This window comes from Clostridium hominis (assembly GCF_014287825.1).
Taxonomy (GTDB): Bacteria; Bacillota; Clostridia; order Clostridiales; family Clostridiaceae; genus Clostridium; species Clostridium hominis.
This window is the reverse complement of sequence record NZ_JACOOO010000025.1, coordinates 164910-187728: the sequence shown is the minus strand read 5'-3', so window position 1 is coordinate 187728 and position 22819 is coordinate 164910. Positions and strand designations below refer to the sequence as shown.

Here is a 22819-nt window from a genome sequence, read left to right as displayed (position 1 = left end):
TATTTTAAGAAGAGTATATTTTTATCATTTTCTCTAGTCTACTAGCTATAACATCTCTTATATAAGCTGGTTCTAAAACCTCTACGTTACAGCCAAAAGAAAGAATATATCCATAAATCCACTCACTTTCAGGTAGTTCCATGCTTACTTCATATGTATAATTACCTTTATCAACTACATCCTTACTATCAAACTCATCAAGAATTCTATATAAAGCTTCTTTATTAAATAATAACTTTAACTTAATTAAATTTATATTTTCTTTCTGTGCATTATTAACCTCTATTTTATCTATCTCTCTTCTAATAAACCCTTCATTAAGTAACTCTAAATCCTTTATTCTACTTATTCTGAACATTCTAAGGTCCTCTTTTAATCTACAATATCCATATAAATACCAAGCTTGACCTTTATATATAAGTTTCATCGGCTCAATAATTCTTTTTGATTCACTTGCAATACTATTTACATATGAAAACTTAATTAACTTATTATTTAATATTGCATTTTTTATATAAGTAAATTTATCACCTTCATTAAAATTACTTCCCCACCTTGAAAAATCTATTTCTACCCAATTTTCTAATTCCCCTTTATTAAACATAAAACTAATTTTATCTATTACAGAACTAACTTCAGGATACTTTATAGATTGTAAAGTTTTAAGTGCAACTATAAGACTTTGTTTGTCGCTATCAGATAATATTGTCTTATTTATTGAGTATCCTTCTAAAAGTGAAATTCCTCCACCTTTTCCCTTACTCATATATACTGGTATTCCAGAAGATGACAAAACTTCAATGTCTCTGTATATTGTTCTTGTAGATACTTGAAATTTTTCTGCTAGCTCTTTAGCTGTAACAATATTTTTATTTAAAAGTATCACTGTTATCTCTATCAATCTATTAATCTGCATTTTATTCTCCTTTTAATTCGAAATAGCTAGTACTGAATAAAATTCCTTACTAGCTATTATAACTTTACATCATATATACTTAAATAACTTCCTCTAACCTCACTTATTAGGCTTTATCTTTACCTATTTTTATATTCTAATGGCGATAACCCAGTATATGTCTTAAATACTCTACAGAAATAATGATGACTTGAATATCCAACTATCTCAGCAACTTGCCCAACCATTATATCTTCCCTTTCGCTTAATAACTTCATAGCTTCCTCCATCCTTAGCTCAGTTATATATGCAGAAAAGCTTTTATTTACTTTTTTCTTTATTATTCTAGTCATATAAGATTCACTAACATGAAACATTTTAGAAAGATTGCTTAAATTTACTTCAGCATCTTTATAATTTTCTTTAATATATTCAATAGCCTTATTTGCTATAGATCTACCATTGTCTAATTTAGATTTTGATACATCTACAACATTGCCTATATCCTTCTCTTTTATATTATCTATAGCTTTTTTAATAACATCTATAAGTTGCTTTTTATTTATAGGCTTTAATAAATAATCAAAAGCCCCTAATTGCAAGGCTCTTTGGGCATATTTAAAATCATCATGTCCAGAAATAATTATAACTTTTGAATCAGGAATATAAGGCTTTACCATCTCTATAACATCTAACCCTTTTATCCCTGGCATATTTATATCCATTAAAAGTATTTGAGGTAAAAACTTCTTAATAGTTTCTAAAGCCTCTTGTCCATTTGCTGCAGGTTCTGCAATATTAAGTGGTAAATCAGAAACTTCTAACATTTTCTTTAATCCGTTTCTTATAACTCTTTCATCATCAGCAATTACTGTTCTTATCATCTATATACTCCTTATTTGTTATTGGAATTTTTATTAATACAGTAGTGCCCTCCCCTAAGGTACTGCTTACTTCTACTCCTGAATTTTCACCGTATACAATCTTTATTCTTTGACTCACATTATATAATCCATATCCAAACTTTTCATTTTTTATATTTAGTGATGCTCTAAGTTCATTTAATGTTTCTTCATCCATCCCTACACCATCATCATATACTGAAATATATACATAATCATTTATCTCATAAACAGATACCTCTATATTTCCACTACTTAGCTTTGGCTTAATTCCGTGATAAATGGCATTTTCTACAATAGGTTGAATAATAAGTTTTATTACTGTAATCTCACTTAAGCTTGAATCAAAATCAATAGTAAACTTTAAAATATCTTCATACCTCTTCTCTTGAATAAACAAATAATTTTCAATATGTTTTATTTCTTCGCTCAAAGGTATAAACTCTTGTCCATTACTTAAAGATATCCTAAAAAAGTTTGATAATGCTTCTACCATCTCAGCTATTTCAAGTGCATCATAATCATAAGCCTTCCATTGTAAATTGTCTAAAGTATTATATAAGAAATGTGGATTTATTTGTGCTTGTAACACCATCAATTCTGCTGATCGCTTTTCTTTTTCCTCTTCGTATATCCTATCCATAAGAAATCTTATTTTACTTACCATGCTATTAAAGCTTCTAGAAAGATTGGAAATTTCATCATTGCTATTAATATTAACATCACAATAAACCTCTAAATCCCCATCTTCCATCTTCTTTATGGCCTTTGTTAATTTATTTATAGGATTAGATATAGACCTACTAACAGCAGTACATAATATTATTGATATAATTAACATCCCTCCCCATATAAATAATACTGTATACACTAATCTATCTTTATCCCTAGATAGCTCTTTAGCAGATACCATGCTACAAAGTGACCAGCCTCTAGTATTTGGGATAGTTGTAAAAAATACAACCTTGTCTACTTTTTTGCCTTCCATTATGTCGTATGAACCCACTCCTGTATTAGGATAAGTTCTAATTATCTCTTCTAATTTATTAATATCTTCTACTAAAATATCATCTGGTTTTTGAGCTGAATACATATTCCCCTCACTATCCATTATCCATGATGTGCAATTATAAAAATCTATACTTCTTGCAATTTCAGAAATCTTCTTTAAAGAAATAGCGCCATTTATAAATCCAGTCTTTATTCCATCTTCATTATATATAGGATAACAAATAGTAACTATTGGAGCCTTATCAGTATGAGAAACTATAGGTGTACTAATAACATACTCAGCATTAGTTGACATAGCCTCTTTAAAATATTCTCTTTCTGAAATATCTATAGTTAATTCATCACTTACCCATCCTAGGCCATTGGTACTTCCAATAGCAAAGGTCCCAAAATCATTACCATAAAGTTTGCTTAACCTATCATTTAGTCTATCTATATATGGCTTTATTTTCTCCATATCCATATTCATAACTTCTTCAAGTTGACTTATAATTCTAATCTCACTAATCCTCTGATTTAACCATAACCCTGCATCAAGTGCCTTGGATTCAATTACATCAGTATTTAAATCGTAAGTCATCTTATTAACAGAATTAATTATTTTCGATCCTGCCAAAACAAGAAAAACTATTAGTACAACTGTTACACAAGAAGTAAATAAAATCGTTATCTTTGTTCCTATTTTCATTTGTAAAATCTCCCCTTTTATACCTTGTTAGTTCGTAAAAGTACAACTTTGTGAAAACTTTTGCAAATACTTTTTATTTGATACCTATTATAATATAAACATGATAATTAATATAAAACAACAATAAAATTGTTTTTATTAGCGAAAGGATGATAGTAATGGTTAAAAAGAGAGTGTTAGCATTAATTCTTTGTGCTGCAATGAGTATGTCTGTAGTTGGATGTGGATCTACTTCTTCATCAGATTCAGGAATTCCAGATGGAACTTATACTGGAGAAGGTACAGGAAAAGGTGGAAAGATTGTTGTTGAATTAACAATGAAAGATTCAAAAATATCTGATATAAAGGTAGTAGAACATGGTGAAACTCCTGGTTATGCAGATGCATTAGAAAAAATGTCTGCTGAAATGATAACTAAAAATACTTTAGAAGTTGATATGGTAAGTGGAGCTACCTTAAGTTCTACAGGTATACTTGAAGCTGTTAAAGATGCTTTCAATAAAACTGGAGCTAGTACAGACAAGCTTGTAGCTCAAGAAGGTGAAGTTTCAAAAGAAGAAAGAGAAGCTGAATACTCTGCTGATGTTATCGTACTTGGCGGTGGTGGTGCTGGTTTAACTGCTGCTATCGAAGCTGCTCAAAACGGTGCCTCTGTAATATTAGTTGAAAAAATGCCTATGGTTGGTGGTAATACCTTAATCTCTGGTGGAGAAATGGCTGCTCCTGGAAACTGGCTACAAGAAAAAGAATCTATTGAAGATAGTAAGGAGCAATTCTACCAAGATATATTAAAGGGTGGAGATAATGAAAATGATCCTGAGCTTGTAAGAGTATTAGCTGACAACGCTACTACTGATGCTGAGTGGCTTAAAAATGAAATAGGAGTAACTTTCGAAGATTATATGCTATTCTTTGGTGGACACTCTGTTAAGAGAAGTCTTGTTCCAAAAGATGCAAGCGGTGTTGAGTTAATTCAAAAATTATCAGCGAAAGCAGAAGAGGTTGGAGTTATAACTCATTTAAATACTGCTGCTACTGAATTAGTACAAGAAGATGGAAAAGTTGTTGCTGTAAAAGCAAATTTTGATGGAAAAGAAATCACTTACAAAGCTAGCAATGGTGTAATATTAGCAACTGGTGGATTTGGTTCTAACTTAGATATGAGAATTAAGTATAACGAAGAAATGAACGAGAAAATTCTTTCTACAAACTCTGTAGGAAGCACTGGTGACGGTATCACTATGGCTGAAAAATTAGGTGCTCAATTAGTAGACATGGAATACATTCAAACATATCCAACTTGTGATCCTGAAACTGGTACTTTACTTTATGTCGGTGACGTAAGATTAGAAGGTAGATCAATATTAGTTAACAAAGAGGGTAAGAGATTCGTTGAAGAATTAGAAAGACGTGATGTTATTTCTAAAGCTACTGTAGCTCAAACTGATAGCGTATCATACATGTTCTGGGATGAAGCATCTATGGAAGCTAGTAAAGTAAATGTTAAGCATAAAAAAGAATATGATAACTTAATTGAAAGAGGTATTTTAGTTAAAGCTGATACTATAGAAGACGCTGCAGCTCACTTTGGAATTGATGCTGAAGAGCTTAAAAAGACTGTAGCAAACTATAATGAATATGCCGCTAACGGTAAAGACTTAGAGTTCAATAAAAGAGGTGAACTTGTAGCATTTACTGATGGTCCATACTACATCATGAAATCTAGACCAGCTATACACCATACAATGGGTGGAATTAAAATCAATACAAATGCTGAAGTTTTAAATACAGCTGGTGAAGTAATTGATGGTCTTTACGCTGCTGGTGAAGTTACTGGAGATATCCACGGAACAAACAGACTTGGTAGTGATGCCATTGCAGATATAACTGTATTTGGTAGAGTTGCTGGAAGAAATGCTGCAAAAGCAGAATAATAACATGTTATATAAAGCTATTTTTATATAAACCCCTAAAAAAAGACAGTAGTTACGTTTCTAGTAACTGCTGTCTTTATTTCTAACTTATCTTTTATTCATTTCCACTTAATTCACCAAGGATTTTATGAATATGTATCATTAAATATAACTCCTCTTGTACTGGAAGTTCCCTTGAAAATTCAGTATAGATATAAGCTCTAATCTTTTTAATACATTCATATTCTGCCTTGCAATTATTACGAACTTGCTCATAAATAAAATCCACTTTTTCTTTTGTTGGCTCATTAGCTAAAAACCTTTGAGCAAAAGCCTTTAGATGCATTACAAAACGTTTATAATAAAAAGAGTCCTTATTATAAACAATTGAAAAATGGTAATGAACAATTTGTAAGATAGCGTTAACTATTTTAGAGCTGCTCTTATTTCTATCACTATAAGGATTATCCTGTTGAGCATTTATAAAATGACCTGCAATATTGCCAATTTCCTCTTCAGGAAGCTCTAAATCTAAATACTCTTTAAGAACTTTAAGTGCATAAACTCCAATATCATATTCCTTAGGATTTAATTCCCTCATTTCGTCTAGATAGTAATTTTCAATTAATATGCCATCTTTAAAACGTCTTACTGCAAAAGCAATATGATCAGTTAAAGCTAAATATATATGATTCATAAGCTTTAAGTCATACTTTTCTACTGCATACACAATTATAGTTTGAGCTATATTAAAATATTCTACATCTATTTCTGATGCAAGCTCAACAATATTCCTCTTTATAGTTTCATCACGAAGAACAAATGTCTTTTCAATATCTTCTTTATTTAGCTCAGAGCCTATTTTATAATTATGTCCTATACCTTTTCCCATCAAAATTATTTCTTTTTCATTAGCATCCTTTGCAAGTAGCAAGGAATTATTTAATACCTTTGTAATGTACATGCTAAAAACTCCAATATAATTATTATCTCTATTTTGTTACACCATTATTTTTAATAACTTCTTTATACCAATAGAAGCTATCTTTTTTTATTCTTTCTAAATCTAACTCTTCGTGGTCTGTTCTATTTACATAAACAAGACCATAACGCTTCTTAAATCCTTGTGCTGAACTCAGAAGATCCATAAATGACCACGGACAATATCCAAGCATTTCAACTCCATCCTGAATAGCTAGTTCACATGCATTTATATGATCTCTTAAATAATCTATACGATAATTATCATGAACTTGCCCCTCTTCTAGTACATCATGAGCACCAAGTCCGTTCTCTGTTATTATAATAGGTAAATGATATCTTTGCCAATATTCATTTAATGCCACTCTTAAACCTGATGGGTCAATTGCAGCTCCATATTCTGATGCCTTTAAATTAGGATTCATTGACATTCTAAATAATCCATAAATACTATAATCAACAGTACCTTCCCTTAATCCAAAAGGATGCTCTTCATCAACTGGTAAAGCTTCAGCACAATTTGTTCTATAGTAGTTTATAGCTATAAAATCCATTTTAGCCTTCTTTAAAACTTCTTTATCCTCTTCTGGCATATATGGCATTATATCTCTCTTTTTAAGATACTCCATATAGTACCCTGGATACTCACCATGGTAATGCATATCAAGAGTTGAATAAACCTTAAAATTATCATTCATTCTTGCTGCAAAAACATCTTCTGGCTTAGAAGTAAGTGGATAAGTTACAGATGATGATACCGCTGCCCCAATTTGACTTCCAGGAATCATTTCATGACAAGCATTAACTGCTAAAGCATGTGCTAAACATAAATTATAATCCATTTGTGCACGCATTTTATCTATCTTCCATGGATCTGTTTCATCATAGATATTTATTCTCTCTTCAACTCTTACAATTAAGTTATGTTCATTATGAGGTTGCCAATATTTCACCCTATCTCCAAAGTTCTCAAAGCATACCTTTGCAAATCTCTCAAATGCATATACAGTTTCTCTGCTTTCCCAACCATTGTATTTTTCTACTAAAGCAAATGGTAAATCAAAGTGATATAAAGTTACGAATGGTTCAATACCACATTCTATTAGCTTGTCTATTACCTTATTGTAAAACTCTATACCCTTTTGGTTTATTTCACCTTCACCATCTGGAATTATTCTTGCCCATGAAACTGAGAAACGGTAAGTTTTCATCCCTAACTCTTTCATTAGTTCAATATCTTTTTCATAGTTATGATAAAAATCTGATGCAACCTTAGTATCAGCTTGAATATTAGATTTTTTAAATGAGTTGTAGTCTGCAACTGTCATCCCTTTACCATCTTCATCCCATGCTCCCTCTATTTGAAACGCTGAGGAAGATGCTCCCCATAAGAATTTTTTTGGAAATACTGTATTCATATTATGACTCCTTTTATATCTAAATTTTCGACTCTGTAATAGCTAAAACTTATCTTATTTTATTTAAATTACAGAGTCTTATTTCTAATTTTTCTAAGCTCTTTAATATTAATTGTTTACTAATGAGATTATTGTATCATTAGTTGATACGTAGCTAACTTCGCATGGTACAACATTAGCAAAATCAAAAGTATTGTTTACTATAACTGGTGTTGTAACATCGTATCCTGCTTTTTTTATTTTCTCTATATCAAATGATATAAGTTTTTCACCCTTTTTAACTAAGTCACCTTGGTTTACATGTTTTTCGAAATATTTACCGTTTAATTCTACTGTGTTAATCCCAACATGAATTAGCATTTCTGCTCCATTATTAAGCTTTAACCCTACAGCATGTAATGTAGGGAATAATGAAACTACTTCACAATCAGCTGGTGCTGTAATAACTCCCTTTTTAGGTAATACAGCTATACCATCTCCCATAACTTTTGATGCAAAAACATCATCTTTTACTTCTGCTAATGAAACATAATTACCTTCTACTGGTGAAGTTATATCAAGACTTACATTATCACTAGAAAGCTTTACAGTTGAAGTTTCTTCATTTGAAGCATCTTCAATATCTTCAAATCCAACTATATACGTTAATACAGCAGATCCAACGAATGCTATAGCACAACCAGCTAAGTAACTTAAAAATCCCATTGTTCCAGCTTCAGCATATACAGGTATTGTTAAAATTCCTTGGTTTGCAAATGCATTACCATAAGCTCCACCTATACCCATTATAGCACCACCTATAGCACCACATATTACAGCACAGAACATTGGCTTTTTAAGTCTAAGGTTAGCACCATATATAGCAGGTTCAGTTATTCCAAATAAAGCAGTGATTGTAGCAGACATAGAAATTGTTTTTAAACCATTATTTTTAGTTTTAAAGAATACCCCTAAAGCAGCTCCAGCTTGAGAGAAGTTTGCAGCTCCAGCAAATGCTAAAAGATTTTGTCTCCCTGTTTGAGCAACATCATTTATACCTATTGGTAATAAAGCTCTATGAGCACCAAATATAACGAATACGCACCATAGTCCTCCTACTAATGCACCACATAGTGCAGGACTTAATTGATAAAGATATTTATAAGTAAAATTAATAGCGTCCCCAATATATATTCCTATTGGTCCAAATAAGAAAAGTGTAGCAGGTAACATTATAACTAATGCTAATGTTGGAACCATTATTATTTTAACTACTTCTGGTATATACTTTTCTAATACTTTTTCAAGGTAAGAAAGTGCCCATATAGCAATAATTATTGGAATTACTGATGATGTATATGTAGCTTTTGTTACCGAAAGACCTAAGAATCTAACAGCTTCTTCCCCTGTCATCAATGCTATGAATGCAGGATAACAAAGTGTAGCACCAAGTACCATTGAGATAATCTTATTAGCCTTAAATACTTTAGCAGCAGTATATCCTAACATAATTGGCATAAAGTAGAATATAGCATCAGCCATTGCATTAAATATTATATAAGTTTGAGTCTCTTTTATATTAACTCCATGTTTATTTAAATAGTACATTGCAAGAACTGATAAAATACCTTTTATCATACCTGATCCTGCTATAGCTGGTATAATTGGTGTAAATATTCCAGCTACTGCTGAAAGAATAGAATTCATTATCCCTTCTTTTTCATCATCTTCAACATTACCTGTACCCGCGTTTTCTGGTACCAACTTAATAACTTCTTCATATACCTTTTTAACTTTATTTCCTATTACAACTTGTATTTGACCCATACTTTCAACAACAGTTATAACGCCTTCAACTTTAGATAACTTGTCCTTATTTACCTTTGAAGCGTTTTTAACTTTGAATCTAAGTCTTGTCATACAATGAGTTACTTCATTAATATTTTCTTTCCCACCGATATTAGATAGGATTGCTTGTGCAATATCTTTATAATCCATAAAATAATTCCTCCAATTTTCAATTATAGGCTTTTTGTTTTATGGCCAATCAAACAAAAAAAAGACCGAAGCAATTAGATAGATTACACCTATGTTAACCTATAAAAATTGATTCGATCTTGCCTGCATTACCAGTAACACGTCTACTGTTATAATATTCAAATTTGTATTTTTATATTATCATAAACGTTTTCAGAAATCAACCATAAAATTTAAAATTTTTTCATATAATCTTTATTATAAAAATTTATCCTATATAAAAATCGTAAAATACTTGATTAAACTTCACAAATGGTATATTATTCACTTTATAAATATACCATTTTGGAGGTAAAAGATGAAAAAACTACTTAATCAAAAGCTATTATTACTTATTATCGTTGTGTTATTCTGGTTTTCACAATATGTATACATACCTTTTCAAACACCTTATTTAAATGCCTATAATGTATCTTCTAATATGATCGGTATAATAATAGGAGCTTATGGTGTATCTCAATGTCTATTAAGACTTCCTGTTGGCCTTTTTGCTGATTCAATAGGTAAACATAAACTTTTCATTTTGTGTGGAATTGTTTTTGCTGGTTTAGCATCAATAATTAGAGTCATTTTTCCAGGAGGATATGGCTTCCTAATAGCTAATATTTTTTCTGGAGTTGCATCATCAATGTGGATTTCTTACATTGTTCATTTCACTGAATTCTTTTCTTCAGAGCAACAACAAAAAGCTACAAGTACAATAATTTTAGTTAATAACTTAGGTATGTTAATTGGATTTATTGTGAGTACTCTATTTTATGAAAAACTAGGAATGAAATTCCTATGCATCATGAGCGTAGCTTCTGGAATAATAGGTACAATCTTAGCACTAAATATAAAAGATCATAACTTAAAAGAATCTAATGAAAAGTCATCATTTAAAGATTATTTATCTATATGTAAAGATAAAAGACTTATATTTTTCTCACTTCTTGCATTAATTCAACAAGGTATTCAAATGTCTACTACAATGTCATTTACTAATCAAATACTAGAGGATTTAGGTGCTAATTCTATATTTGTTGGATTGTCATCAATATTTTATATGTTATGTGCAGTAGCATCATCTTGGTTTGCCTCCTCAAAACTATGTAGCAAACATGGTCCAAAGTTTTGGATTCCAGCTGTATTCTTTTTAATATCAGCTTACTGTACTCTTGTTCCAACTATACAAAACATATATATAATATTTTTACTACAATCACTCCCTGGAATGTCTACAGGAGTCCTTCTTTCATATTTAACCAGTGAAGCTATGAAAGATGTTCCCAAAATAAAAAAATCAACTGCAATGGGATTCTTCCAAGCGACTTATGCTATCGGTATGTCAGTTTTTCCAATGATTGTAGGGAAAATTGCTGGACTTATATCAATTAAAGCTAGCTATTTCACTTTAGCTTTTATCTCAATAATAGGAATAGTAGCGTCTTATTTCTATTATAAAAAATCGGTTTTAGTTTCTATTGAACATAACTAATCACTTATATATTGAATTAATACTAAGTTCTGGGCTATTATAGTAATAGAAACATTAGTGTAGGAGTTTTTATGTCTAATTTAAGTGCTACTAATCAAATTATTAATTATATAAAAGAAAATATTTTAAGCGGTAATTTTAAAATTAATAGCAAATTACCTAGTGAGAGAAAAATTGCTGAACAATTTAACATAAGCCGTATTCCAGTACGAAAAGCTATAGAAAAACTTTGTGATGATGGAATACTTATGTCTGTTCCATATTCCAGTCCAATAGTGAAAGGTTTCAAAAAAGTCGATTTATTTAATGATAATGAAATATACAAAAATCATAATATTCAAGAGTTTTATGTTGAATCATTAAGAGCTAGACAGTTTATTGAAAGTGAAGCTACTAAATTAGCTGTTTTGAATGCAAGTGATGAAGAAATAGAAAGAATAAGAGTTGCTTATTTAAAATCTATAGCTGAATTAGATAAAGTTGCTAAAGGTTTAATAAAAGAGTGTAGTGATGCTGATTTAAAATTTCATAAAGAAATTATAGCAGCCTCACATAATCCATTATTTTATAAGTATTATGAAATAATCCCTAAAACGATATTTTCTAATCAATATTTTGGATTTAAATATAGAACATCACTTAATGATATGATAGAACATCACGATAAAATAATGGAAGCTTTTGAAAAAAGAGATCCTATTTTAGCTTACAATGCAATGTATAACCATTTAGAAGATGTAATTCAATTATTTCAAAGTAAATAATTTTACAATATTTAAAATGATTTATTCAACATAACCGCCCCTCCTGAATATCATATAGTATTAAACTAATGATAGGAGGATACGTATATGTCAAGAAGATGTTGTAGAAGTTGTTGTAGAAGTTGTTGTAATTCCCCAAGACGTTGTGGATGTAGTGGTTTTGGTAATGGCTTTGGTTGTGGAGGTTTTGGTAACGGCTTCGGCTGTGGCGGTTTCGGTAACGGCTTTGGCTGTGGTGGCTTTGGCTTTCTTCCACTACTACTCTTATTTGGATGCTGGTAAAATATTGTTTATTAATTAGATAAATTTCAGCTAGTAAAACATTTATGTTTTACTAGCTTTTTTTATTATATTAAAACAAATAATGAAAGTCTTTGAGAGCAAATTATCTGATTTAACTTACATATTAATGTACACTCTATTATAATATGTAATTCTATTATTTGTTAAAAATAATTTCAAATATTATTTGCGCATAACGTAACATAATATAACATTATGAATACTATATAGTATAAAACAAATAAAAGGGGGAGATTTTATATGTCAAGTGAATTCCGTAGAAGATGCTTCAGAAGATGTTTAAGAAGATGTCGTAGAAGATGCTCCAGAAGATTTGATAATAGAAGCTTTGATGAGTTTAACAGATTTAATGACTTTGACCTATTTGACAGTTTTAATGAATTTGACGAGTTTGGCAGATTTAACAGATTTAACGACTTTGACCAATGCGACGATTTTGACGACTTTATTTTCTAGTACCACTTCGTTACCTTTTAATATTTCCAATAATATTCCTATTAGCTAAGTAACTTTTGGCTAGGAAAATATTTATGTTTTCCTAGCCTTTTTTATTAATTAAGATAATAATTTTCTTTGATTTTCAGTCTTACTTATGGTACTAATCTCTTTCTATCTCTTGGAAATAGTGTTGCTTCTCTTACATTTTCTAAACCTAAGACTTTTGCTGTTATTCTTTCTAATCCTATAGCCATACCACCATGCTTAGGCATTCCATATTTAAATATTGATAAATAGTTTTCATAATCTTCTATCGTAAGACCTTTATACTTCATATTCTCTATTAACATATTATAGTCATGGATTCTTTGCCCTCCTGTAGTTATTTCTATTCCTCTAAACAGCAAATCAAAGCTATGAGTTCCAAACTCTCCCTTAGGCATTGTATACATAGGTCTCTTCTTCCTTGGATAATTAGTTAAAAAGATAAATTCACTATTTAACTTTTCTTTAGAATATTTATAAAGAAGTTTTTCTGCTTCTGGATCTAAATCACCTTCTAAGTCAGTCTTATTATATTCTCTCTTTAATATTTCAAGTGCTTCATTGAAATCTAATTTAGGTATTTCTCCATTTATCTCTGGTATTGAAATACCTAAAATTTCTACATACTCTTTTCCATGTTTTTTTAGAGATTGTATTATATACTTTAATAACTCTTCCTCCATAATCATGATATCTCCCTCATCTTCTATAAATCCCATCTCTAAGTCCATACTTACATATTCATTAAGATGCCTATTTGTATTATGCTCTTCTGCCCTATAAGCATGACCTACTTCAAATACTCTTTCTAATCCAGCTCCAACCATCATTTGCTTATAAAATTGTGGACTTTGAGCAAGGTATGCCTTATTTTCAAAATATTTCACTTCAAAAACTTCTGTACCTCCCTCTGCTCCTTCTTTGACTATCTTAGGAGTATGAATCTCTGTAAATCCATTATTATTTAAAAATTCTCTAAAAGCGTTTACTATGATATTTTGAACCTTAAATATTGCCGTAACCTTTTGATGCCTCATGCTTAAAGCCCTGTTATTAAGCATTGTATTAAGATTTACTTCTAAGTTTTCTTTATTAAGCTCTATAGGAAGCTCTTCATAAACTTTACTTATAATCTCTAATTTTTTTACTTCCACCTCGAAAGGATTTAATGTGTTTTTACCCTCTTTAACAATTCCATTAATAGATATTACTGACTCATTAGTTAGCTCTAATGTATCAAACTCAGTATTATTTATAACACATTGAACCAATCCTGATCTATCTCTTAAGATTATAAAAGTTATAGATTTTAATCTTCTAACCCTATATATCCACCCTTGGATACATACATTTTCATTTATATAATACTTTAATTGATTTACTAATTTTCTTTCCATAATAATTTACCTCCAATAAATTTTTCTTATAAAATTCGCTTTTTATATCTTTATAAAGCATTATGCGCATTCAACTTTTTTTATAGATACAAAAAACCCCTTGAGTAAAAACCCAAGGGGCAAAATAAATTTTCGCGGTACCACCCTTTTTAATAATGTAGCTAATCCTGTACAATAAATCTTCTTTTTCCTAATCAGAATACAAAAAGTTAAGATTTATATTTTTATTTAATGTATATTATAAAATCAGAATAGTTTAATTTCCATCAATTTATACTCTCATTTATAAGATGAGCTCTTTTCCAATAAATAAGATTTAAAATAAAAAAGCTTTCACTCCATAATAGGAGTGAAAGCTTGATTTCACGGTACCATCCTAATTTAATAACTAATTAATACAGCATTAATACATTATCATCTCAAGTCCCTATAACGGAGGATAACCGACTTAACTTAAGTGAATTTCAAATCTACGATTTAGTTATATTAACTTACTTATAGAAATATAGAGAATAGTAAGTTTACTATCACCTTCAGATAAGCATCTCCAGGATGTCCTTCAATATTTCTTTTCTCATAGGCTCTCACCAACCCTACTCGCTTTGGATACTTAGTAAATATCTACTCTTCCCTTCAAAGATTTTAATTTTATATACATATTACACTTATCAAAATAAATTGTCAAACCATTTTTTAATATTTGTAATTTTTTTATATCATCTGTTTTTTATAGTTTAATAACAAAATAAAAAAAGTAGCTAATTATAAGCTACTTCGACTTTGGAGCGGGTAGTGGGAATCGAACCCACCTTTCCAGCTTGGAAGGCTGGAGTATTACCGATATACGATACCCGCAAATTATGGTGGAAACAACAGGGATCGAACCTGTGACCCTCTGCTTGTAAGGCAGATGCTCTCCCAGCTGAGCTATGCTTCCATTTTAAGTTATACTTTGGTGACTCACCGGGGAATCGAACCCCGGACACCTTGATTAAAAGTCAAGTGCTCTACCGACTGAGCTAGTGAATCACAGTGGTGCGTGTTAAGAGATTCGAACTCCTGGCCCACGCCTTAGAAGGGCGTTGCTCTATCCAGCTGAGCTAAACACGCATCATAAATCTTTTGTGCTTTTCCCAAGCACAAATAGTATGATATCTCATTTTTCCTAAATGGTCAACACTTTTTTATATGTAATTTTTACCACATGTTAAATTGCTATAAATTCGGCCATATAAGATACAGATTATAGTAGCCCAATTGTTATGAAAAAAGTAATAAACTAACTGTAATAACTACCATACCAGCTGCCATTCCATCAATAGATAAATTATGCCACCATCCTCTCTAGCAGCCGGCAATAATTCATCTAATGATATAAATACCATTATTCCTGCCGCCATTGAAAATACTATTCCCGACACTTCATCATTAATAAAAGAACGTAATATTATATAGCCAACAATCGCTCCTAAAGATTCTGTTAATCTTGAAGCAAAAGAATATACAAAAACTTTTTTTACTTTAGCTCCTGCAATAGTACAATTTATTAAATCCCAAAGAAGTTGTTTTCTTTTAATGACTATTTATAAATTCCTCTATATTATATCCATATTTAATTTTTTATTTATGTTTTATATTTTCATACAAAATAGAGTAGCAAAGCTCTTATTATACAAGATTTTTTGCTACTCATTTTAAATTTTTATTTTTATTGTATGTTATCATATAACCTACTTAACATAACCTTCTTAAGCTATAATTTTTACTGGATTTATTAAATGATTCTATTTCTAATTTTCTAAAATTTTTTAATCATACCTCATTTACTTAAAATTCCATCATCAAGATATAATATCTTATTGCTCTCTTTAGCAACATTAGCATCATGAGTAATCATTATTATAGTGTTTCCAGCTTTATTTAACTCTTTAAATAAAGATAAAATTTCTCTTCCAGTTGTTGAGTCTAACGCCCCTGTTGGCTCATCAGCTAAAAGTAATGCCGGTTTTGTAACAAGTGCACGAGCTATCGCTACTCTTTGTTGTTGCCCTCCTGAAAGTTCATTAGGCCTATGTTCTATTCTATCCTCTAATCCAACTCTTCTAAGATTTTCTTTTGCAATTTTCATAGCTTCATTACGCGACATACCTCTAATTAAGAGTGGCATCATTACATTTTGAAGAATATTATATTGAGGTATTAGATGATACTTTTGAAATATAAAGCCTATATTACTATTACGTACTTTAGCTAATTCATTGTCATCACATTGGTGTATTGCAATATCTTCAATAAAATATTCACCAGTATCAGTAGTATCCATACAACCAATAATATTCATTAAAGTAGATTTACCAGAACCTGATGCCCCAAGTATTGCAATAAAATCACCTTTTTCAACTGTAAAATTTATATCTTTAAGTACATGTAATGAATTTTCTCCTATGCTATAAGATTTATTTACGTCTTTTAAAGTAATAATATTATTCATATGTTTATTCCACAATCTCTACATTTGAAACTACAGGTGATTCTTTTGTGCCAGTTGCATATATTCTTATGACTGTTCCCTTTTTGATTGCGCTAAGTTTTGATTCACTAACTGTTCTTGAATCAAGTATTGTTGCCCCTGCTGAAATTGTGAATGTCTTAGTTTCTCCTGTATATTTTAATTCTAGTTTTGGAGTATTAGACTCAGGTAACTCTGCATTTCCGCCTCCACCATTTCCTCCACTATTTCCATCACCTTCATTTGGATCAAATAAAGCATCGTTAGGAGCCGTATCTGTTGCAGAAAGTCCTGCACCTAATTGTCCAGATATTTGTGCTTGTTTATCATCTTCCTCATTATTTCCATCTTGATTTTCTGCAAGCTCTAATTCAATTTCATTACCTACTATACTTTTTACCTTTCCAAAGTACATAATACGTTCTGAATTTTCATTACTTCCACCATTACTTGCATCATTACTTTCTACATTGTTATTTTGCTCTGCTTTTGGTGGATTATCGTTCTTTGAAGAACATCCTATAATTGTTACTGTCATTACTGCGCATATTACCATTGCTAAAACTTTTTTCATTTTAAAATCCTTCTTTCTTTTTCAATTTTTTTATTTATTCATAATTTAAAGCTTCAATTGGTTTCAATTGAGCTGCTTTGTATGCTGGATATAATCCAAATACTGTACCTGTAACAAGTGCGAAAGCTAATGCAATAATCTTCCCACTTAATGATGATGATACAGGTACATCTGTGTATTTCATAAGTGGCATCAGATAATTACTAATTAGCACACCTACAATTCCTCCAAATAAACTTATGATTACTGACTCTAAAAGAAACTGAAGCATTATATCTTTCTTTGAACTTCCAAGAGCCTTTAATATTCCTATTTCTTTCGTACGTTCTTTTACTGATACAAAGAGAACATTCATTATTCCAATTCCACCAACTACAAATACTATAGTTGCAACAGACATAAGTAATAAATTCATTGTTTTGGCAGATTTTGTAGCTGCCTCAATTCTGCTCCCTGCATCGCTTAATTCATACACACTACCATCTTCTAAAATATAATTAAGTGTATCTTTAATTTCTGTCATTCCTTTTTCGACTAAAGATATGTCTTTTGCAAGCGCTACAATCTGAGGAGTAATTCCTTGATCAAATATAAAAGCAGCTGCTGTTGAGAATGGAACAAATATACTATCGTCTGGACTTATACCTTGCATTCCATCTCCTGTTCTTTGAAGTACACCTATAATAAAGTAGGTTCTATTTTCTATTCTAATTTCACTTCCAATGGCATCTTCTGGTTTCATAAAATACTTACTAGCAAGTTCGCTTCCTATTACTACAGCATTAGTACCATCTTCAACGTCAATATCTGTTATATCTTCTCCATATTCAATCTTTAAATTTTATACTTCTGAATATGACTCAGTCACTCCTACAACTGAAAGTTGTTCTTTTCTACCATTTATCGTGGTCTCTTTATATGAATTCCCTCTGAGATAAATTGATGAAAGAGTGGTGCTTTCCTCTAGAATTTGCTTCATATTCTCAATTGTAAGTTTTGGTATATTATCCATATCAGTTTCAGCGCCTAAAGCAAAATTAGGATTTACATATATGGTTTCTGCACTTAATCCACTAAACTGTGACATTACCTCTTCTTCTCCACCACGTCCTATTGCAATTACCATTACAATAGTAACAGCCCCTACAATTATTCCAAGAGAAGTTAAAAGAACCTTTGCTTTTGTTTTCATTATATTAGTGTATACGATTCTTAAAATTTCAGAGAATCTCATATTATTATCCTCCAATAACTACAGTATCGCCTTCGTTTAAACCACCAGTAATTTCAGTATTTTTACCATCTGAAAAACCTGTTTGAATTTCTACTTCTGTAGTACTTCCGTCTTCATTTTTTAACTTTACAAATTGCTTTCCATCTTTTAAAACTATTGCTTTATTTGATAACATAATTACATCTTTTACTTCTTTTATAATGAATTGAGCTGATACAGTCATCCCCTCTAAAAGTTTATAATCAGTTGGTTCTAATTCTACAGTTGCAGAATATGTTGTTGAGTTACCTTGTGAATTAGATTTTAAATTTAAATAAGTAACTTTACCTTTGAATTTTTCATCTTGATATGTTGATACCTCTAAAGTTACCTCTTGCCCTACTTCAATATTTACAATATCATTTTGTGAAATAGTCAACTCTGCAGTAACCTTTGCAGATTCTCCTATATCTACGATTGAAACTCCAGCACTTATTTTATCCCCTACCTTAGCATTTATAGCAGAAACTATTCCATCAGTATTGGCATAAAGTATTGGTGATTCCTTTAATTTGTTAATTTTATTAATTTCCTCTTGAACTTTATTTACTTCCTCTTGTGCAGAAGCAATAGCTCCATCTAAACCATTTATGTTAATATTATTTATCTCGCTATTAGCTGTATATTCATTTGATTCAGATTCAAGTTGTTTTTGACGATCAGCTTCTAAATTACTTAATCTCTTATTGGCCGAATCTAGCTCTCCTTGAATAGAACTTTGTTCTGAAAGTAATGCAGATTCTTTTACCTTTAATTCTTCAATTTGAAGATTATTTTCTTCACCTTTTGCTGATAACTCATCTATTTGTTTTCTTACTTCCTCAAGTTGAGTATTAACATTCGCTAATCTATCATTTAAATTATTAATATTATCAACTAATCCTCTTTTCTGACTTTCATATTGTGATTTAGTTCCTTGTACTTTCTCATTCCATGCTTTATCATTGCTTAACACTGTTGATCTCTTACTACCTTCTGCTTGTTCAAGTGCTAATTGAGCTGTATTTAAATCCTTATTTAGCTCTTCAAGTTTTTCATCTAAATACTTTTCAGAAATACTTACTAACTTATCACCTTTTATAACATTTTGCCCATCCTTAACAAATACTTCTCCGATAATTACTTCCTCATCAAAGTTATGCTTTACTCCTTCAAACTTTAATGAACCATTACCCTTAACCCCTGCTGTTATATTTCCTCTTGTTACTTTATACTCTCTTTCTCTTGTTTCAAATTGATTCGCTTCATTTTTCTCTTTATAAGAATTAACTCCTACATATATGGTCCCTGCTACTATTACTAATCCGGCTAAGATAATGCTAATCGTTTTTTTTGATAACATCTTACCTTTCTTAAACATCTTCATACTATCTCTACTCCTCCATACAGCATTTCTATAACTAACTGTCCTGTTGTTTATGTTTCAATCTTACATAAACTCTGGTTAAGAAATGGTTAAGAAAATTAAAATATAAAAAAAGAGTCAGTGTAAAGTAATTCACCAACTCCTTTTTATAGCTATTTATTTCTTAAATGTAAATCTTATTACTAATATGTTTTTAATTTATTAAAGGTAATGTTATTTCAAATATACTTCCACCTTCTTCATTCGGGAAATATCTTATTTCTCCACCATGCCTATTAACAATATCTTTAGTTATTGCAAGACCCAATCCTGCCCCTGCTATTTTACGTGAACGAGATTGATCTACACGATAAAAAGCATCGAAAATATGCTCTACTTTATCTTCCGAAATACCAATTCCATTATCTCTAACTCGTATTATACATCTACCATTATCCTCTTCTGTAGATATAAATACATTTCCATATTCATTATTATACTTAATGGCATTTTGTATAATATTACCTAATGCATGAGTAATCATAGTATAGTTTCCCTGTATCGAAATATTATTTTTACTTAAAGAAATACTTATATTCTTATCCTTTATTTCCCCTTCTAGATCTCCTATAATTTCTTCAATCATAATATCTAAGTTTACTATGTCGTTAAATTCATATTCTTTTTGTGCTGATAAAATAAATAAGTTATTTACTAAACTTATCATTCTTTCAGTTTGTTTTCTAAATATTGCTACTGTTCGTTTATAATCATCATCACTAGGTTCTTCATCTATACTTAAAATATCTAAATTAGTTTTTAAGGCTGTTAAAGGTGTCTTAAGTTCATGAGCAGCATCTGATGAAAATCGCTTCTGACTTTCAAATGCTTTATCTAATCTATCTAACATAGTATTAAATGAATGTGCTAATTCACCAATTTCATCCCCACTATTAACTCCAGATACTCTTTGTGAAAGCTTATTTTCATTTATTATTCCAACTTGACTGCTTAATTCTTTTACTGGCTTTAAAATTTTCCCCAAAATTAAATATATAAATATTGAACCTATAATAATAATTATTACCATATATACAATTGCAGTTGCTTTAAACATATCTACGGCCTTAACTGTTTCTGTCACACCTTCAGTAGGTATTTTACCTACATCACCCCTATTATTAAATGGGCTTATTAATGAACTTCCCCAATCATAAGGATTTTTGACTCCAATCTCACCATTACCATCATTTATTACTTTATCTTCTGCCATATCTTCTGATCCATAACTAGAATCATAAGTTAAATTATCAGTCCTAGCCATTATTCTACTAAAACCTACGTTTGCATTAAACACTGATACTACTGTTAATACTACAGATATAACAATCATAATTATAGTTGTTATAAAAGTAAGCTTAATCCTTAATGATATATTTTTAAAGGTCATTATCTTCCACCTCATTTATTATATAGCCTGCTCCTCTTATATTAGAAATAATATCACTATCTGAATACTCACTTAACTTTTTTCTTAAATTACTTACATGTACCTTTATAGAATTTGAAAACATACTGGCATCTTCTCCCCAAATATGTTCTATAAGCTCCTCGGTACTTACTGCTCTTCCCTTATTAGCAATTAAATACTCAAATATGGCAAACTCCTTAGGTGCTAAATCTAACCTTTCATTTTTATCTGAATATACAGCTCTAGCAGAAGTATCAATAATCATATTTCCACATTTAATCTTAGATGTACTTTGAGTAAATGACCTCCTTAACAAAGCTCTTACTCTCGCTACTAACTCCCCAAAATCAAAAGGCTTCACAAGATAATCATTAGCTCCCATATCTAATCCCTTAATGCGATCTATATACTCAGAACGAGCTGATAAAATTAATATCTTTATTTCTTCATTATCTTTACGTATTCTAGAAAGTATATCTAACCCATCTATAGAAGGAAGATTTAAATCAAGAATTACTAAATCATAATTATTAATATATACAAGTTCTAAACCTTCTTCTCCATCACTAGCAGTATCTACTACATATCCAAGCTTTCTAAAACCATAATCTAATGCATTTAATATATCTTCTTCATCTTCTATTATTAATAACCTCATATATATCACCTTCATTATCTAATATTCACATAATATCATATCATTATTAAGGTTAAGGATTAGTTAAATTCTCTAAAAAGTATATTTGCCAAAAGGTAAAATTTATATTTGATAATAATAATTATTAACTATATAATATTATTAAATAATCTTACTGAAAGGATATGAAAAGATGGAAAGAAAAGATTTAAAAGATAAAAAAGAAACTGTTGAGGTTCAAGCACCTCAAAAAATTAAATATCAATGCTTGCATACAGAAGAAGCTAGAGAGTGTACCTGCATAAGAAGTAAGGGATTAGTTTTAAAAAAATAAACCTTCCTTAAATAAATATTCATTTTATTCAATAATCACTCTAAAATGTAAGGTGTGGATTTATCCACACTTTACATTTATGTAGTCCCTATTTATTAACTATAAACATTTTATATCTATAAAAAAAGTATAGTTTAAACAAAAACTATACTTTCATATACTAATCCTGACGTACTAAATAGCTATTTTCATCTTGATCATGGAACGTAAACATACTTCCGTATGGCATCTTCATTATATCCGTAACTTTAACTCCATTATCTTTTAGTTCTTTATATGTAGCATCTATATCATTAGTACTTAATATAATTGATGGATGACCTAAATTAGCATTAGGAGCTTCCTCTTGATTATTTACATATATAGTTATCTTCCCTATTTTGTTTATCATAACATTGCCTCCTATTTTTATTAAATATAGATTACTA

At 30.1% G+C, this 22819-nt stretch carries 20 protein-coding genes, 4 tRNA genes and 1 pseudogene; 5 read left to right on the top strand and 20 right to left on the bottom strand.

Features of this window, described 5'->3' with window-relative positions:
* Positions 1-4: 4 nt before the first annotated feature.
* The 3 genes from H8S20_RS12410 to H8S20_RS12400 all read right to left on the bottom strand — a co-directional run bounded on the left by H8S20_RS12410 (position 5) and on the right by H8S20_RS12400 (position 3496).
* Positions 5-916 (bottom strand): helix-turn-helix transcriptional regulator, encoded by a 912-nt coding sequence (locus tag H8S20_RS12410; RefSeq protein ID WP_186860321.1) that lies wholly within the window; start codon positions 914-916, stop codon positions 5-7.
* Between the two features lie 119 nt (positions 917-1035).
* A complete protein-coding gene (locus H8S20_RS12405) occupies positions 1036-1779 on the bottom strand; it encodes a response regulator transcription factor (RefSeq protein WP_186860320.1) in 744 nt (247 codons plus the stop codon).
* Complete coding sequence (locus H8S20_RS12400) at positions 1757-3496, bottom strand: cache domain-containing sensor histidine kinase (RefSeq protein WP_186860319.1); 1740 nt, start codon at positions 3494-3496, stop codon at positions 1757-1759. Before H8S20_RS12400 ends, H8S20_RS12405 begins: the two co-directional genes overlap by 23 nt.
* Before the next feature lie 158 nt (positions 3497-3654).
* Here H8S20_RS12400 and H8S20_RS12395 point away from each other — a divergent pair, with 158 nt between their 5' ends.
* Positions 3655-5430, top strand: coding sequence for a flavocytochrome c (locus tag H8S20_RS12395; protein WP_032119435.1), 1776 nt, complete (start codon positions 3655-3657; stop codon positions 5428-5430).
* 94 nt (positions 5431-5524) lie between these two features.
* On the opposite strand, the gene H8S20_RS12390 is transcribed toward H8S20_RS12395, so the two are convergent.
* The 3 genes from H8S20_RS12390 to H8S20_RS12380 form a co-directional block, all read right to left on the bottom strand.
* Positions 5525-6373, bottom strand: a complete 849-nt coding sequence (locus tag H8S20_RS12390; protein ID WP_032119436.1) for a PRD domain-containing protein — start codon at positions 6371-6373, stop codon at positions 5525-5527.
* Between the two features lie 28 nt (positions 6374-6401).
* On the bottom strand, positions 6402-7808 hold the full coding sequence (locus H8S20_RS12385) for a glycoside hydrolase family 1 protein (RefSeq protein ID WP_186860318.1): 1407 nt from the start codon (positions 7806-7808) through the stop codon (positions 6402-6404).
* Between the two features lie 108 nt (positions 7809-7916).
* On the bottom strand, positions 7917-9785 hold the full coding sequence (locus H8S20_RS12380) for a beta-glucoside-specific PTS transporter subunit IIABC (RefSeq protein WP_186860317.1): 1869 nt from the start codon (positions 9783-9785) through the stop codon (positions 7917-7919).
* A gap of 337 nt (positions 9786-10122) precedes the next feature.
* Here H8S20_RS12380 and H8S20_RS12375 point away from each other — a divergent pair, with 337 nt between their 5' ends.
* From H8S20_RS12375 to H8S20_RS12365, 3 genes are all read left to right on the top strand, one after another.
* The gene (locus tag H8S20_RS12375; protein WP_032119439.1) at positions 10123-11301 is read left to right on the top strand and encodes an MFS transporter; all 1179 of its coding nucleotides are present in this window, start codon (positions 10123-10125) and stop codon (positions 11299-11301) included.
* Between the two features lie 71 nt (positions 11302-11372).
* Positions 11373-12065 carry a FadR/GntR family transcriptional regulator gene (locus H8S20_RS12370; RefSeq protein WP_032119440.1) on the top strand — a complete coding sequence of 231 codons (693 nt, stop codon included), beginning with the start codon at positions 11373-11375 and terminating at the stop codon, positions 12063-12065.
* Positions 12066-12152: 87 nt separating this feature from the next.
* Positions 12153-12347, top strand: a complete 195-nt coding sequence (locus H8S20_RS12365) for a hypothetical protein (protein ID WP_032119441.1) — start codon at positions 12153-12155, stop codon at positions 12345-12347.
* 611 nt (positions 12348-12958) lie between these two features.
* On the opposite strand, the gene aspS is transcribed toward H8S20_RS12365, so the two are convergent.
* The 13 genes and pseudogenes from aspS to H8S20_RS12305 form a co-directional block, all read right to left on the bottom strand.
* Positions 12959-14248, bottom strand: a complete 1290-nt coding sequence (aspS, locus tag H8S20_RS12360) for an aspartate--tRNA(Asn) ligase (RefSeq protein WP_186860316.1) — start codon at positions 14246-14248, stop codon at positions 12959-12961.
* 781 nt (positions 14249-15029) lie between these two features.
* Positions 15030-15103, bottom strand: a tRNA-Gly gene (locus tag H8S20_RS12355).
* A gap of 6 nt (positions 15104-15109) precedes the next feature.
* Positions 15110-15185, bottom strand: a tRNA-Val gene (locus H8S20_RS12350).
* Positions 15186-15201: 16 nt separating this feature from the next.
* Positions 15202-15277, bottom strand: a tRNA-Lys gene (locus H8S20_RS12345).
* Between the two features lie 4 nt (positions 15278-15281).
* Positions 15282-15358, bottom strand: a tRNA-Arg gene (locus H8S20_RS12340).
* A 182-nt stretch (positions 15359-15540) separates the two neighbouring features.
* Positions 15541-15783 carry a ZIP family metal transporter gene (locus H8S20_RS12335; protein ID WP_366456212.1) on the bottom strand — a complete coding sequence of 81 codons (243 nt, stop codon included), beginning with the start codon at positions 15781-15783 and terminating at the stop codon, positions 15541-15543.
* A 284-nt stretch (positions 15784-16067) separates the two neighbouring features.
* Positions 16068-16739, bottom strand: coding sequence for an ABC transporter ATP-binding protein (locus H8S20_RS12330; RefSeq protein ID WP_186860315.1), 672 nt, complete (start codon positions 16737-16739; stop codon positions 16068-16070).
* A 4-nt stretch (positions 16740-16743) separates the two neighbouring features.
* The gene (locus tag H8S20_RS12325) at positions 16744-17331 is read right to left on the bottom strand and encodes a hypothetical protein (RefSeq protein WP_186860314.1); all 588 of its coding nucleotides are present in this window, start codon (positions 17329-17331) and stop codon (positions 16744-16746) included.
* A 34-nt stretch (positions 17332-17365) separates the two neighbouring features.
* Entirely contained in the window at positions 17366-17686 is a 321-nt protein-coding gene (locus tag H8S20_RS20500; protein ID WP_279288182.1) for an ABC transporter permease, read from the bottom strand.
* Positions 17687-17851: 165 nt separating this feature from the next.
* Positions 17852-18523: pseudogene (locus tag H8S20_RS20495) on the bottom strand (ABC transporter permease); the annotation flags it as partial.
* A 46-nt stretch (positions 18524-18569) separates the two neighbouring features.
* A complete protein-coding gene (locus H8S20_RS12315; protein ID WP_186860313.1) occupies positions 18570-19970 on the bottom strand; it encodes an efflux RND transporter periplasmic adaptor subunit in 1401 nt (466 codons plus the stop codon).
* A 193-nt stretch (positions 19971-20163) separates the two neighbouring features.
* Complete coding sequence (locus tag H8S20_RS12310; RefSeq protein ID WP_186860312.1) at positions 20164-21399, bottom strand: HAMP domain-containing sensor histidine kinase; 1236 nt, start codon at positions 21397-21399, stop codon at positions 20164-20166.
* Positions 21389-22078, bottom strand: a complete 690-nt coding sequence (locus H8S20_RS12305) for a response regulator transcription factor (RefSeq protein WP_032119447.1) — start codon at positions 22076-22078, stop codon at positions 21389-21391. Before H8S20_RS12305 ends, H8S20_RS12310 begins: the two co-directional genes overlap by 11 nt.
* A 172-nt stretch (positions 22079-22250) precedes the next feature.
* On the opposite strand from H8S20_RS12305, the gene H8S20_RS12300 reads away from it, so the two are divergent.
* Positions 22251-22391 carry a hypothetical protein gene (locus tag H8S20_RS12300; protein WP_186860311.1) on the top strand — a complete coding sequence of 47 codons (141 nt, stop codon included), beginning with the start codon at positions 22251-22253 and terminating at the stop codon, positions 22389-22391.
* Positions 22392-22551: 160 nt separating this feature from the next.
* Here the strand turns inward: H8S20_RS12300 and H8S20_RS12295 are convergent, their stop codons facing one another.
* A complete protein-coding gene (locus H8S20_RS12295; protein ID WP_186860310.1) occupies positions 22552-22782 on the bottom strand; it encodes a VOC family protein in 231 nt (76 codons plus the stop codon).
* Positions 22783-22819 lie beyond the last annotated feature (37 nt).